Source organism: Peribacillus sp. FSL P2-0133 (genome assembly GCF_037975445.1).
Lineage (GTDB): Bacteria > Bacillota > Bacilli > Bacillales > DSM-1321 > Peribacillus > Peribacillus simplex_E.
Genome location: NZ_CP150254.1, coordinates 3,135,338 through 3,149,281 on the forward strand (window position 1 = coordinate 3,135,338; position 13,944 = coordinate 3,149,281).

Annotated in this window: 12 protein-coding genes; 5 read left to right on the plus strand and 7 right to left on the minus strand. The window is 38.0% G+C overall.

What is annotated here, in order from left to right:
* Nucleotides 1-126 precede the first annotated feature (126 nt).
* The 3 genes from pepF to MKY17_RS14965 all read right to left on the minus strand — a co-directional run bounded on the left by pepF (nt 127) and on the right by MKY17_RS14965 (nt 3,635).
* Nucleotides 127-1,923, minus strand: a complete 1,797-nt coding sequence (gene pepF, locus MKY17_RS14955; protein WP_141994435.1) for an oligoendopeptidase F — start codon at nt 1,921-1,923, stop codon at nt 127-129.
* Nucleotides 1,924-2,040: 117 nt separating this feature from the next.
* Nucleotides 2,041-2,715 carry an FMN-dependent NADH-azoreductase gene (locus tag MKY17_RS14960; RefSeq protein ID WP_098369537.1) on the minus strand — a complete coding sequence of 225 codons (675 nt, stop codon included), beginning with the start codon at nt 2,713-2,715 and terminating at the stop codon, nt 2,041-2,043.
* A gap of 185 nt (nt 2,716-2,900) precedes the next feature.
* A complete protein-coding gene (locus tag MKY17_RS14965) occupies nt 2,901-3,635 on the minus strand; it encodes a YqcI/YcgG family protein (protein ID WP_098369536.1) in 735 nt (244 codons plus the stop codon).
* 231 nt (nt 3,636-3,866) lie between these two features.
* On the opposite strand from MKY17_RS14965, the gene MKY17_RS14970 reads away from it, so the two are divergent.
* Entirely contained in the window at nt 3,867-4,121 is a 255-nt protein-coding gene (locus MKY17_RS14970; protein ID WP_098369535.1) for an alpha/beta-type small acid-soluble spore protein, read from the plus strand.
* Nucleotides 4,122-4,266: 145 nt separating this feature from the next.
* Here the strand turns inward: MKY17_RS14970 and MKY17_RS14975 are convergent, their stop codons facing one another.
* Together MKY17_RS14975 and MKY17_RS14980 are read right to left on the minus strand one after the other, a co-directional pair.
* Entirely contained in the window at nt 4,267-5,496 is a 1,230-nt protein-coding gene (locus MKY17_RS14975; RefSeq protein ID WP_339200149.1) for an iron-containing alcohol dehydrogenase, read from the minus strand.
* A 128-nt stretch (nt 5,497-5,624) separates the two neighbouring features.
* Nucleotides 5,625-6,512, minus strand: a complete 888-nt coding sequence (locus MKY17_RS14980) for a R2-like ligand-binding oxidase (RefSeq protein WP_098369534.1) — start codon at nt 6,510-6,512, stop codon at nt 5,625-5,627.
* Between the two features lie 130 nt (nt 6,513-6,642).
* On the opposite strand from MKY17_RS14980, the gene MKY17_RS14985 reads away from it, so the two are divergent.
* Nucleotides 6,643-7,329 carry a LuxR C-terminal-related transcriptional regulator gene (locus MKY17_RS14985; protein WP_098369533.1) on the plus strand — a complete coding sequence of 229 codons (687 nt, stop codon included), beginning with the start codon at nt 6,643-6,645 and terminating at the stop codon, nt 7,327-7,329.
* A gap of 42 nt (nt 7,330-7,371) precedes the next feature.
* Here MKY17_RS14985 and MKY17_RS14990 read toward each other — a convergent pair whose 3' ends face one another.
* Complete coding sequence (locus MKY17_RS14990) at nt 7,372-8,460, minus strand: branched-chain amino acid aminotransferase (RefSeq protein ID WP_098369532.1); 1,089 nt, start codon at nt 8,458-8,460, stop codon at nt 7,372-7,374.
* 686 nt (nt 8,461-9,146) lie between these two features.
* Between MKY17_RS14990 and MKY17_RS14995 the strand changes: the two genes are divergently transcribed.
* On the plus strand, nt 9,147-10,415 hold the full coding sequence (locus tag MKY17_RS14995; RefSeq protein ID WP_098369531.1) for an OFA family MFS transporter: 1,269 nt from the start codon (nt 9,147-9,149) through the stop codon (nt 10,413-10,415).
* A 333-nt stretch (nt 10,416-10,748) separates the two neighbouring features.
* The gene (locus MKY17_RS15000) at nt 10,749-11,816 is read left to right on the plus strand and encodes an AI-2E family transporter (protein WP_144527739.1); all 1,068 of its coding nucleotides are present in this window, start codon (nt 10,749-10,751) and stop codon (nt 11,814-11,816) included.
* Between the two features lie 592 nt (nt 11,817-12,408).
* Here MKY17_RS15000 and MKY17_RS15005 read toward each other — a convergent pair.
* Nucleotides 12,409-12,861, minus strand: coding sequence for a YueI family protein (locus MKY17_RS15005; RefSeq protein WP_260398138.1), 453 nt, complete (start codon nt 12,859-12,861; stop codon nt 12,409-12,411).
* A gap of 221 nt (nt 12,862-13,082) precedes the next feature.
* Here MKY17_RS15005 and MKY17_RS15010 point away from each other — a divergent pair, with 221 nt between their 5' ends.
* Nucleotides 13,083-13,826 carry a L,D-transpeptidase family protein gene (locus MKY17_RS15010; RefSeq protein WP_098369529.1) on the plus strand — a complete coding sequence of 248 codons (744 nt, stop codon included), beginning with the start codon at nt 13,083-13,085 and terminating at the stop codon, nt 13,824-13,826.
* Nucleotides 13,827-13,944 lie beyond the last annotated feature (118 nt).

Sequence of the window (13,944 nt, forward strand, 5' to 3'; positions counted from 1 at the left end):
TACCTGTTTCTTCAGCATATAAAATAAGGCCCAATCTATTGATTGGGCCTTTCCTACGCCAATGTTTTAACTATAGCATTTTTTATAACATCATACCATGGGCTCTTTTGGAAGAAATGGTTTAGATTAGCCTTCTGTCAAATCAGTGAATTGGTCGACCAGATCACTGAAAATCTTCATTGCATTTTCGATTGGATCAGGTTTAGTTAAATCTACGCCTGTTTTCTTAAGCAGCTCCAATGGGAAATCAGAACTCCCGCTTTTCAAGAAAGTCAAATAACTTTCAAGTGTTTTTTTGTCCCCAGAAAGGATCTTATCAGCGATAGTAATGGCTGAAACGTAACCAGTAGCATATTTGTAGACATAAAACGGACGATAAAAGTGCGGGATGCGTGACCAGCCATACTTCACTTCTTCATCGAAAATTATTTCATCTCCATTATAAGCACGAAATATCGATTCATAGGCTGTATTAAAAACCTCGGCATTTAGGGGTTCATCATTTTCAGCTTTTTCATGTACGATCTTTTCGAACTCCGCAAACATCACCTGTGTGAAGAATGTTCCTTTAAAACTATCTATGAAATGGTTAAGTAAGTGTTTTTTCTTCTGTACATCTTTTGTAGTCTTAATTAAATGGCGAATTAAAAGGATTTCATTCACAGTGGAAGCAACTTCAGCGACAAAAATGGAATACCCAGCACTTATTTGCGGTTGGTATTTTGAGCTATAGTATGAATGCATGCCATGTCCAGATTCATGTGCAAGTGTAAATACACTGTCTAAGTCATCACGGTGATTTAATAAGATGAATGGGTGAACACCATAAAGTCCTATATTGTAAGCACCTGAACGTTTTCCAGGTGTTTCCCTGACATCGATATATCTTTTTTCCTTAAAGGTTTTCAGAATTGTGATATACTCTTCGCCAAGAGGTTTCAGCGCTTCCACCATCAAAGAAAAACCATCATCGTAAGAAATCTCCTCTTTAGCGCCTTCGACTAATGGTACACTTAAATCATAGGCACGCAATTCTTCTACACCCAGCAATTTTTTTCTTAAATGAATATATTTATGCATGGGTCCGATATTTTGCTTAGTAGACATAATTAAATTATCATAAACCTCTTTTGGAACTTGATCTCCAAATAATGATTTTTCCAAGGCAGATGGATAATTTCTTAGTTTTGACAGATTCACATTATTCTTGATTGCTGTGGAAAGTGTGGAAGCGATTGTATTCTTCAATTGTACATATGGCTGATAATAGGCGAAATAGGCCTCTTTTCTTTTATCGCGATCATCGTCTTCAATCAATTTGGAATACAATCCTCGCGTCAGCTCTACCCTCTCGCCGTCTTCATTCGTAACTTCCCCAAATTTAATATCAGTATTGTTTATCATCCCGAACGTTTTTTGAGGTGCTGAAAAGGCTTCGCCTATTTGGGAAAGCACCTCTTCTTGTTCTTTCGTTAACACATGGGCTTTATAGCGGAAGGAATCCAGAAGATCCTCCTCAAAATATTTCAAACCCTCGATTTCTTTTATGTACCCTTTTAATGTTTGTTCTTCCAGGCTCAAAAGAAACGGCATGAAAAATGCAGAAGCATTACTTATTTTCTGCCCTAACTTACCAGCCCGATCCAGTAATGCTTGTGATGTGGTTACCCGTGTATCCAAATCCGCTTGCAGCATGGCAAAAACATATAGCTTGTTATAAATGTACCCAAGTTCCTCACTTAATCGTAAATACTCGAACAAATCTTGAGCCGACTGAATATGTCCATCGTAAGTTTTTAATTTTTCTGTCATCTTTAGGACTTCTTGATAATCTTTTTCCCAATTAGACTGATCATCGTAAATATCCTTTAAGTTCCATGTTTCTTCTATTTTTATTTCGTCACGTGATTTAAACGTTTGCATATTGTCTGCACTTCCTTTCATGCTTATAGTCTTACTCTTTATTATAATCGACTTTCAGAAAAATCTGCATAGAAAAACCAGTATGCTAAAAATACATACTGGTTTCCGCTTTTGTAATTAGAATTTTGCTGCAGTTTCAGCAACTTTCGCCAATCCTTCTGCAACGATATCCTGTGAGCGATCTGGGTATTGATTATGTCCCTCGATTACAACTGTTTCTGGGTTTGTTATGCCCCATAAGTTTAAATTCATCGTTACGTATTTCTCTGCCATTTCGCCAGCATCCATTCCAGGCAATGCATAATCGGATCCGCGTGCATTAAGTAATGCCACTTTTTTACCTCCAGCTAAGCCGACTGGGCCTTCAGCTGTATATTTGAATGTTGTTCCCGCTTGAGCAAGATAAGAAATATAAGTGACCAATGGTGCCGGAACCGTTGCATTCCATAGTGGGAAGGCAAATACTACTTTATCGGCAGCAAGGAATTGATTCAAGTATTGTTGCACGATATCGGCAATCTTCACTTCCTCTTCAGTCAATTCCATACCTTGGCTGCGTTTATATAGGGCAGTAATTGCTGTATTTCCGTAGTAAGGTAAGTTCAGTTTAAATAAATCCAATTCAGTTATTTCATCGTTACTATTTGCTTCCTTATATGTGTTCAAAAACGTTTCATACATTTTGACACTAATAGCTTGATCCGCTGGGCGGTCATTTGATTTAACAAATAATACTTTAGACATTTTAGTTCCCCCAATTGTTAATTTTGTATGTTTTTTAAAAAATAGCATTTAATCCATATATCTCGAATTAACTGCAATTGCTACTTTCACATTATAAAACTGAAAATCCAATAAGGCAAGAGATATGTTTTTTATTTTCAAATGTACATTTTACGTAATTTCCACTCCTTGAGTTTTTATCCCTGATGCCTTCTAATTAAGATGCGAAAAAACCGAAAGCAATTTGCTCTCGGTTAAGTTAACTCTTTATGATGGAAGGGACACTTACCTTTTATCGGTTCTATATCATCCCCTATGAAAAATTGTTTCCATTCATTATGATTTACATCTCCAAAGTGACTGATATCAGGATGTTTAGGAAGGTTATCCCATTTCTCCACTCGTTCCCGAACCTTTTCACGCGACATGATTCCGCCTTTTTCCGTTCCTTCCAGGCCTTCAAAGATCATCCGGGGTTGGAATCCAAGTACAAGGCTATTTCCTAAATCTCGGGTTTTACGCTGTTTATAAGCAGGTGCATTACCAAAGACAAAGATTGGTTGCCCTGCAAAATGATAGTCCCATAAATAATGCTCGGGATCTTTCGGCTTTTCGATTGGCCAAGGTTTTTTATCCGCTTTATGCAGGTATTGCAGGATATCCCAAAACCTTTTACGGTAAATTTCTATATCACCCTCTATCGATTCAGGCTCCATAAAGACAAAAAGGCCATGCCTGATATATGGTGGTTCCTGAAATAAATCAAGAAAGCTTTCCACTGCTTTTGGGAGATTGGACCAATCTTCCTGTGTGATATAAGCATAACGAAGTTCCCCTTTATTTTCAGCTTTCATACCAAAATAACAAGGAAAGGTTTTATCGGTCACTGTATTATGGAATGTTTGATATTCCTTAATTAACCATTGCGGCACTCGATCGGGGTTTGTTATATCTTCTTTTGTTAACAAACTTGAATTAGCAGTCAGCATTATTTTTCTCCTTAAATCATTTTATTATATGTTACCCGCTTTAAATAAACTAAAACTTCTTCGGACTGCAAATAAACTCAATAAATCGCATCCTATATATTTACTTCTTTATTTAAGAGTATATGACTGCCTCCCGATTCTTCGGGATTCCAATTAAAAAACTTTCGATCTGCATATTAATCATTTTCTTTACATTAGGATAACCTAAGAAAAAAATAGGAGTGATGCAAATTGGCAAGGAGAAGGAAAATTTTAGTATCTGAAGCGCGAAAAGGACTCGATGATTTAAAAGCCAAAGTTGCTGGTACAAACAATCCCGAAGAAGCAAAGTTTGAAGTAGCAAAAGAAATGGGCGTACCCCTGAAAAAAGATTATAACGGTGAACTGACATCCAAGCAAAATGGAAAAATAGGCGGAAAGTTAGGCGGAGGAATGGTCAAGGAACTTGTAAAGATGGCACAGGAGAACTTAGGAAAAAAACATTAACAAGAGTCGATTCCGGTTGGGGTTGCTCCTTTAAAAGATCATATATCGAAACGAACTGACTGAACGAAAAATTTTGGGACTTAACATATGGCAATTATTACACAACGCAAAAAAGCCAACCTTTATGGGCTGGCTTTTTTTAATATTAATTAATTCTCACGGGTGAAACTCTTGAAACTCTTGAAACTCTTGAAACTACTGACATTATTAATTCCTCTGACATCGGGTAATTAGTGGCAGCTGGATCCGTCATTACTGCTTTAAGAATTCTTCCCATATCTGACTGGTTAATTCCATATGCGCTGAAATCGGAGGGCAGCCCAAGTTCAGATAGAAAAATGCGGAGCTTTTCTATCACTTTCGCTAAGATCCCTTTTGAATCTTCATCATGTATTTTCACACTAAAGGCTTCGGCTATCAAATGGGCCTTTGGAAGATATAAATCCGAGGTTGATTCCATGACGACCGGTAATAACACGGCATTGGCCAATCCGTGCGGAATACGGAATAACGCCCCATATGCATGGGCAAAGTTATGAACCGGAATCGCATTCAGTGCACTACAAAATGCAGTGATTCCCATCATGCTTCCATGCAGCATTTCCATTCTGGCCTCAATGTTCGTTCCGTCCTTTACTGCCCTCGGTAAGTTTCTTTCAATAACTCGAATGGCCTGATATGCATATGCATCGGTTATTGATGTCGCTGCAGGTGAAACGATCGCTTCAATTGCATGTGTCAATGCATCTGCACCAGTAAACGCCGTAATGTCAGATGGCAGTCCTACTGTTAATTCGGGATCTAGAATGGCAACATCCGAACTTAAAAAAACATTGTATATATTCATTTTGACTTTTTTATGTTCATTGTATATGACCGCGATCGGGGATACTTCAGAACCGGTCCCTGCTGTTGTGGCTACGGAAATATGCGGGATATTCATGGATTGGGCTTTTGGAAAACCCTCATACAGATTACCGCTTGGTATCGAATCATTTATATCCGTAATTCCTTTATATAATCCGAATTTCAATGCTTTTGCTGTATCAATGACACTCCCTCCACCAATGGCAAGTATGGCATCGGCATTCACTTCGCGTGCATATTTCAATGCTGCGTTTACACATTCACTAGCAGCGTCTTGTGTAACATCCAGAAACTGTCCAACTATTTCAACTCTGGCACCTAATTTCTGTTGCTCAAAAGTTTCGGCAACCTTTTTAACGACACCTGCATTTTCCAACCCGGCATCACTCACGAGTAGAATCCTTTTGGCCCCGAGACCATTGAATAGGTCCGGAATGAGTGAACGAGTGTTAGTGCCACTGTAAACTGAAGACCTTAACCAAAAATTCGAATGAGCATTTACCATCATAAAATTTCACCTCAGATATATTAGTCTATATTCGCAATTAAGAATTGTTCATGCCCTGCTACCAAGTTTCTGATGGCCAGTCATTAGCAAATGTAAAATGGACACTAAGCTTGTCTCTTTTATTGGCTTTACAAAACCCCATATTCCTTTTCGTTAGTTTGATAGATCTCTTCAATCCCCTTTCCTTTTGCCCTGGCTAAAATCTCCATCCGCACTGATAATTGTTTCATGGTAAAATTCAATATAGCTTGTTGGTCATTATCAAATGGATTTCCGAACCGATCATATCCCTCCGTATTTAACGCGATGGCCAGTGGTGAAAGTTCCTCCATTCTCTTTTCAACCTGTTTAAAGATATGTGGATGTTCACTGATGATTCTCTGCAGCAGGAAGGTCCCATAAGCAATATGGCGTGATTCATCCTTCTTCAACAGACCCACGCCTTTTAATAAACCTGGCATCATTTTATTAGCTTCGAGAGTCTGATAAAACCCGAAATATCCAGTTTCTGCAAGTACACCCTCGGTAAACATATTATAAACAGTGGCTGCTTCCGCCAATGCTTCAGGGGATTGATCGGATAAAAGTCTCTCCATCGCTTCAGGCAATATTTCATAAAAAATCGATTTATAAGTGTCTGAGTGATAAACCGTCAAATCACCCGTTTCACCTATTTGATCTAACGTATAACGAAAGAACTCCATATGCTTCGCTTCCTCAAAAAGGAATGTCGTTAAGTACATTTCTTCTTCGATCCTGCCTTCCTTGGCTATCGTCATAATGAGCGGCAGCAAATCCAAAGTCACCGCTTCTTCTCCGCCCTGAAAAAGGGAAATGATCCTTAATAACACTTGCCTTTCAATATCAGTAAATGACTTCCAATCTTCTTTATCCTGGCTAAAATCAATGTCACGAGGATTCCATATTCCGAATTTCTTAGCCTTTTGATAAAGTTTAAATGGTAGGGAACCTTCTCTAAAACTCCTGCTGGTGGTCGTTAAATTCATTCTTTTCATGGTAATGCCTCCTTGAAATTATGAACTTTTGAATCTCTGGATTTTTTTAATTTGTAAGAGTTTTCATTATATTGTAAGATATTAGTAGAATTTATCCTAGCACTGAAAATGTAGGGAGGAATAAAGTCGAATGCTTGAGGAAACTCTGTTGAATCATGTAAAAAAGATTTCCCAACAAAAAGATATGGCAAATAAATCACAAATGATCGTAAAGGGCTGTGTGGATTTTTTTTCATTTCAACGAGCATCTTTGTTCAGTTACTCATGTTTAACGGGAATGGGTGAAGGAATATGTGCATGTACAAGTGAAGATACCTTTTCATTACATAATGTTAGAGAAAATATTCATGATATATACCCCATCCACCAAGCAGTCATCCATAACGAACCCATATTCTTAACCATCCAGCATGCAAAATCCTCCATCCCTGCAAAATACGTTAAAAGATTTTCCATCTCATCATTGGCAATCATTCCGATAATTGTGAATGACTTGGCCATCGGTTTAGTTTTGGTCGACCCCATTCACGCCAACGAGCCAATTACCAAGAATGATTTAATGAAGCTTTCCCATTATTTAAAACTGGCTTTCGGTTCAACAATGGATTCCGCCCCTCCCACTTACCTTCTAAGCAAACGTGAAGTGGAGGTCCTTCAATATTTAGCCAATGGAATGGGATTAAAGCAAATGGCACCAAAAATGAGCGTTAGTGAATTTACCGTCAGAGATCATATTTCTTCTGCTATCAGGAAATTGGGAGTGAATCATCGGACAGAGGCCGTCGCGGTTGCCATAAGACACAAAATGATTATGTGAAAACAAAAAAAACCTTCTAAGAAGGTTTTTTTTGTTTAAGTATCATTGAGTCACTTTTTCTTCAACTTTCGCAGTCCAGTTCAACTCGTCTACGACTTTACCTGTTTGCACACCTGTCAGTGTATCATAAAGCTTTCTAGAAAGTTCTCCAGTTTCCCCGCTTTGAACAATCATTTCTTCACCATTCCACAAAAATTCACCAATTGGTGATATGACCGCGGCTGTACCCGTTCCAAAGGCCTCTTCCAATTGACCTAATTTATAGGCTTCATGGACTTCCTCCATCGAAATGCGTCTTTCCGACACGGGAAGACCCCAATGTTTCAGCAATTCGATAATGGAATCACGAGTAATACCCGGAAGGATACTTCCATTTAAAGCAGGAGTGATGATTTCACCATTAATTTTGAAGAAAACATTCATGCTTCCAACTTCTTCGATATACTTTTTCTCTACTCCGTCTAACCAAAGAACTTGGGCATAACCCATCTTTTCGGATACTTCTTGGGCTTTCAGGCTCGATGCATAATTACCGCCCGTTTTGGCTTCACCCGTACCTCCATTAACTGCACGTGTAAAAGCTGACTCCACTGCAATTTTAACTGGATGAATACCTTCTTTATAATACGAGCCCACTGGTGACATGATGATGATGAACTGATATTTATCCGATGGAGAAACTCCTAGATATGGCTCAGTAGCTATAATAAATGGCCTGATATATAAAGATGTCCCTTCTGCCTGGGGAACCCAATCCTTATCAACGCTAATTAAAGTCTTTAAGGCCTTCAACGCAAAATCAACATCGATATCCGGTATGCATAATCGGCTATTTGAACTATTTAAGCGTTGGAAATTCTTTTCCGGACGGAATAAGATAATCTCATCCTCAGGTGTTGCATATGCTTTCAATCCTTCAAAAACGGATTGGCCATAGTGAAAAATCATAGCTGAAGGCTCTAATGAGAGCGGTTGATAAGGAACAATTCTTGGATCATGCCACCCTTGCCCTTGTGTGTAATCCATTATAAACATATGATCGGTAAACTGCTTACCGAACTCAAGCTGGTCCGCCTGTGGTTTTTCTTTCTTTGTTGTACTAAGCGTGATTTGCATGTCATGTTCCTTCATTACCAAAACCCCTTGTTGATTAAATTTACAAGATTTCACTTCCATAAAATCTATCTTTAATTAGTTTACTCCTATAAGGAATCATAGTTCAAGCCTTTAAGACGAAATTTTCGGAATTTTTTTAAAATAAATGGAATTTTTTTGATTTCCAGACTATGATTCCTGAAAAAAGAATGAATTATTCCTGAAACCTCTCAAAAAATATCCATTCCGATTGTTCACAAAGGTAACTTGAACTCGTAAATATTAGTTTATTTTAACAAAATAATTATAATAAAGCCAATGAGAATAATTCTAATTATTTCATCATGCCACCTTAAGTAAATTTAATCGTCCCTTTTTGTAAACAGGAAAATCGATAAATAAATAGATGTGCAGCAAGTTCGTGATTACAGGTGCTCTAAAAACAAGTAAAGCTGATACCTACAAACTTATATGTATATTATAAAACCTAAGAAAATATATCATTTTTTATTCTGATTCATAAAGTGGTTTTTTCGTGCCATTCCCAATTTTAATCCAATGGAATAAAGAGGAAAAATTTTCATGAAATTCTATTTAGTAGTTTACTACTAAATAATAATCTTATATACTTATTCCACAAGATAGATAAAACGCATGCAAAACGATATATTATAGATAAAACGCATGCAACTTTCTTATTTTTGACGAAAAGGGGTAACAACATGACAAAAAACAGATGGTTAATCGCTTTATCAGCTATCGCCATTCACCTTTCCATTGGTGGTGCATACGCCTATAGCGTATACAAAAAACCTTTAGTTGAGACTATGGGGTGGTCAGAAACTGAAGTAACGTTAGCATTCACAATAATGATGGCGCTTGCAGGAACTTCTGCAGCCTTCTTTGGTAAATTCGTGGAAAAAAATGGTCCAAGAAAGTCTGCTATGGTCGCAGCTGTATTATTCGGCTTAGGACAAGCCGGTTCTGGTTTAGCAGTAATGGTCGATTCACTTCCGCTTTACCTATTGACATATGGGGTTTTAAGTGGACTTGGCATGGGGATCGGGTACATTTCACCAGTATCCACTTTAGTCAAATGGTTCCCAGATCGCCGGGGATTGGCAACAGGAATGGCAGTATTAGGATTCGGTGCCGGAGCTCTCATTACAGCCCCAGTAGCTGCAAGCCTTATGGAATCCGTTGGCATTTATACTACATATTATATTTTAGGAGCAGGCTATTTCATACTGATGTTCTTAGGTGCATCCTATATTGCACCTCCAAAGGCCAACTGGCTACCTGAAGGAATGAAGAAAGATATTGAGTCCGGTAAGAAAGAACTAAAGAAAGACCTAAGGCAATTAACTGCAAAAGAAGCGGTTAAAACTAAACACTTCTGGATGTTATGGTCCATGAAATTGATAAATACAAGTGCAGGGATCATGATGATTTCTGTAGCTTCACCTATGGCTCAAGACGTTGTTGGTCTGTCTGTAGCAGGTGCAGCAACATTAGTCGGCATTATGGGAATCTTTAATGGAGGAGGAAGACTTGGCTGGGCAGCAGCATCTGATTATATTGGCCGTCCAAATGTTTTCGTCATTTTCTTCATCATTCAAATCGGAGCGTTCCTTTTACTTCCAACGACTACAAATACACTATTGTTCCAAGGACTCATCTTGCTGGTCGTTAGTTGTTATGGAGGAGGATTTTCAAATCTCCCTGCGTTTGCCGGGGATTTATTTGGAACTAAGGAAATTGGGGCCATCCACGGTTATCTTTTAACTACGTGGTCTCTAGGCGGGGTTTGCGGACCAATGTTGGTTACTGCAATCAGGGAAAGTACGAACAGCTACATCCCGGTATTCTACGTGTTCGCAGTATTAATTGCGATAGCATTCGCCATCTCCATCTGGCTGCGTCTCGACATTAAAAAAATGCAAAGTAAACAGAAACAAGGAGTAACGAACACATTTAGTAAAATATCCTAATTTAAAACCTTGCAAAAGGCATTATCTAGTAAACTTCCCTAAACGGAATTTACCTTTGATGATGCCTTTTTTTAGTTTGTTTATGGCCATAACGGTGTATCTTTTGGAACTGAAGCACATCTGGAGATTTTATGGATTATGTCATCCCCTCCGGAACCTTTGCTCGTGCAGTTGTGACCATTTCTAAATTGAAACATTACAATCGAATTAAAGTTGAATGATAAACATTCATCATTATAACATGTTTTGCACCAAACATTTGAACAAGTTATTTAGTTTAACATTAAGCTAAATCAGGGAATCAAGTAAGAGATGGAATTAGGGGGGATAGTCTTGTGGATCAATAAACCATTTTTCAAATATGCATGCGCGACCATTTTGATCATTTTAATTATTTTTTTACTAGGTAAGATTGATTACGTTCTACTGCCGCTACAAAAAATCATTGCTGCCATGTTTTTCCCAATTATTGTGGCTGGGCTTTTATACTATATATTACGGCCGGTCGTTAACTTATTAACTGAATTTATCCCGAGGTCAGCTAGCATCTTCACCGTGTTTTTGATTATATTTAGCATAATTGGGATGGTAAGTTACTTTGGAAGTCCAGTAATCGTGGACCAATTTCAAAAATTATCTGAAAACCTCCCTAGCAAAGTCAAGGAATTCTCTAAAGAATCTGAAGTTATGATTGAAAAAAATGATTTTGGCATGGTTAATATGGAAGTTCTAAAAGAAAAAGCGGTCACGCATTTAAAAGATTACTCGGAAAAACTATTAGTGAATGTCAATACCATTTTTTCCACGATCACTAGTGTATTAACAGTATTGGTCATTACACCATTCATTTTATTCTATTTCTTGAAGGATGGAGATAAATTAAGACCATTTCTATTAAAATATATACCGAACGATGTTGAATCAGAGGGGAACACGATTTTAAAAGACGTCGATAAAGCCCTTTCAACTTATATTATCGGTCAATTTATCATATCAATCGTCATTGGGACTTTGATGTATATTGGCTACCTGATTATCGGTCTCGATTATGCACTAGTATTAGCCATATTCGCCATGATTTTTACCGTTGTACCATTCCTTGGTCCATTAATAAGCATCATCCCTGCCCTTTTCATTGCCTTACAGCAAGACATTGGGTTGGCAGTGAAAGTACTCATTGTCCTTACCGTTGTTCAACAGGTCGAAGGGCATTTGGTTACACCGAATATTATGGGAAAACGGCTTAACATTCACCCACTTACCATTATCTTATTGCTTCTTGCTGCAGGATCAATATACGGTTTCGTTGGCATTTTAATCGCTATCCCCGCTTATTCCGTAGTAAAAACAATTATAGGGAATTTCAGGAGGTTTTATAGATTACGGAAAAGGGTTACATAAACAAGTATGGTTGTCTACGCACCTTAATTATGGAGCTATATCTTAGTAATCCTATTAGAAGTATTTTTTTAAAAAAGGACCTCCCCTCAACGTTTTAGATTGTAGTCAACCTCTATGAGAAGCGGGTTTTCCTGCAGTTTTTATTTCAAAAAAGTTCCAATTGATTTCCGAAATCCGCTCCCTTTTCGCCGACTGTCTGCCAAGCGTCTTTGAAGTCTTGGCTAGCCAGTTAATCGGGAGGAGTGCCGCATATTTCTTCAATCTAGTGAGGGTTTAAAAAGTTAAAAACCATCAAGAATTGTCTAATTCAGTTGATTGGAACGGAAGGTGCGAGACTCCTGCGGGAAAAACGCGTCTAAGGGAGACCCCGCAGGTTCAAGGAGCGGCCGAGGAGGCTTCCGGACCGCCCGCGGAAAGCGAGGGCCTGGAGTGGAAATGAAAGTTCAAATTTTACAAACCCTCAAAAAAGTTCCAGTTGATTTCTTAAAACCGTAACAAGAAGGATAACCTATTTTTGTTTTAAAATCATGGTTCGGAGTGAGACCATTCCGTGCCTCCTTTTGTAGACAAGCTAAAAACGTTGATAATTCTATCAACGTTTGTTTAATAATTTTTTAACACAGCGTTTGAAAAATGCTTTGAAGCTTTTCTTTTTAATAACTTGCTGGACATCATATTGCTTCTCGATATAAATTTCTTCTTTGTTTATGGCATTAATTTCTGCTAATACCAAACCCAAATCGGAGTTATGATCTTTGTTTAGGACAATTTTGTAAGGAATATTATGACTCATTGCCAATTTTATATATTTCCCTAAATATTGATAGTCCATCTGACCATTTAAAAACAAATTTGAACGGGGATGCTTCTTCATCATTTGCTCTATCTCCGGATATACATTCGTTTCAAAGACTTGCCTTTTTTTTAGGGCGATGACGACGCGCTCACGTAATGTGCCCAGAAATTCCCTACGTTCACCAGGCTTGATTTCTTTTGGACCATGGATGCCTTGTTCTAGATAGTCCTCCACCTTTAGGCGTGACAATTCTTACCCACCTCCGCTTTCACTTCAATAATGTATGTAATATGGCCAAAAATAGTGCCCATCATTTTCTGGGTATGCAAAAAAGCAGAAAGTGCTCTGGGTTTAATATTACACATTTTTAGTCTACCCCCACTTTAAAAAATTGTCACTCTAGCTTCACTTCATGCATAGGATAGTATATGTGTAAATGTAGGTTGCTTAAATGAGGGACGGGGAAAAAAATGAAAAAATTAATTGTATTTATATTAATATTCGCTTTTAGTTTTGTTGGGTTCAGTAATACTTCAGATGCGGCATCAAGACAACTGATTATCATCAATAAAGCCAATAATCAGCTTGCCTATTACGAAAATGATAATTTGGTGAGGGTATTCAGCGTGGCGACAGGAAAGAAAGCATCCTACACTCCTGAAGGAAAGTTCAAGGTAGTGACAAAAATTGTGAATCGGCCTTATTATAAAGGCAACATTAGAGGCGGAGACCCAAAAAACCCTCTAGGTAAAAGATGGCTGGGGATCAATGCAAGGAATACACCAGGAAATACGTACGCAATACACGGCAATAATGATCCTAACACCATTGGGAAATATATAAGTGCCGGTTGTATTCGTATGTATAACAATGATGTTCAATGGCTGTACGATAGGGTAAAAATGAACACTGTAGTGTTGATTGCCAGTTCGAATAAATCATTTGCCACCATAGCTGCCACGAATGGATATAAAGTGAGCGGATCTGTGAGCCTACCCGTAAATACCAACGTTTCTCTGAAGAAAGGAAGCAGTGGCCCCCAAGTAATTGAACTGCAAAAAAGATTAACTAAACTTGGATACAGCACTAAAGGAGTAGATGGGTCATTTGGAAAAAATACTGAAGCTGCTGTAAAGAAATTTCAAAAAGCCAAAAAACTCACTTCCGATGGGGTCGTCGGACCCAAAACGAAAAAAGCGCTTGGACTTAAATAATTTTCATTACCGATATCCACTGTTTAGAGGATATCTTTTTTTATGTTTTATATGTACAAACTATACATTATTAACCATATCGTCTTTAATTTCCCACCATCCGTTATTGACTTTATGT

Coding starts and splice junctions, on each gene's coding strand:
- pepF (WP_141994435.1), bottom strand. CDS start 1,923: ATGCAAACGTTTAAATCACGTGACGAAATAAAAATAGAAGAAACATGG.
- MKY17_RS14960 (WP_098369537.1), bottom strand. CDS start 2,715: ATGCTATTTTTTAAAAAACATACAAAATTAACAATTGGGGGAACTAAA.
- MKY17_RS14965 (WP_098369536.1), bottom strand. CDS start 3,635: ATGCTGACTGCTAATTCAAGTTTGTTAACAAAAGAAGATATAACAAAC.
- MKY17_RS14975 (WP_339200149.1), bottom strand. CDS start 5,496: ATGATGGTAAATGCTCATTCGAATTTTTGGTTAAGGTCTTCAGTTTAC.
- MKY17_RS14980 (WP_098369534.1), bottom strand. CDS start 6,512: ATGAAAAGAATGAATTTAACGACCACCAGCAGGAGTTTTAGAGAAGGT.
- MKY17_RS14985 (WP_098369533.1), top strand. CDS start 6,643: ATGCTTGAGGAAACTCTGTTGAATCATGTAAAAAAGATTTCCCAACAA.
- MKY17_RS14990 (WP_098369532.1), bottom strand. CDS start 8,460: ATGAAGGAACATGACATGCAAATCACGCTTAGTACAACAAAGAAAGAA.
- MKY17_RS14995 (WP_098369531.1), top strand. CDS start 9,147: ATGACAAAAAACAGATGGTTAATCGCTTTATCAGCTATCGCCATTCAC.
- MKY17_RS15010 (WP_098369529.1), top strand. CDS start 13,083: ATGAAAAAATTAATTGTATTTATATTAATATTCGCTTTTAGTTTTGTT.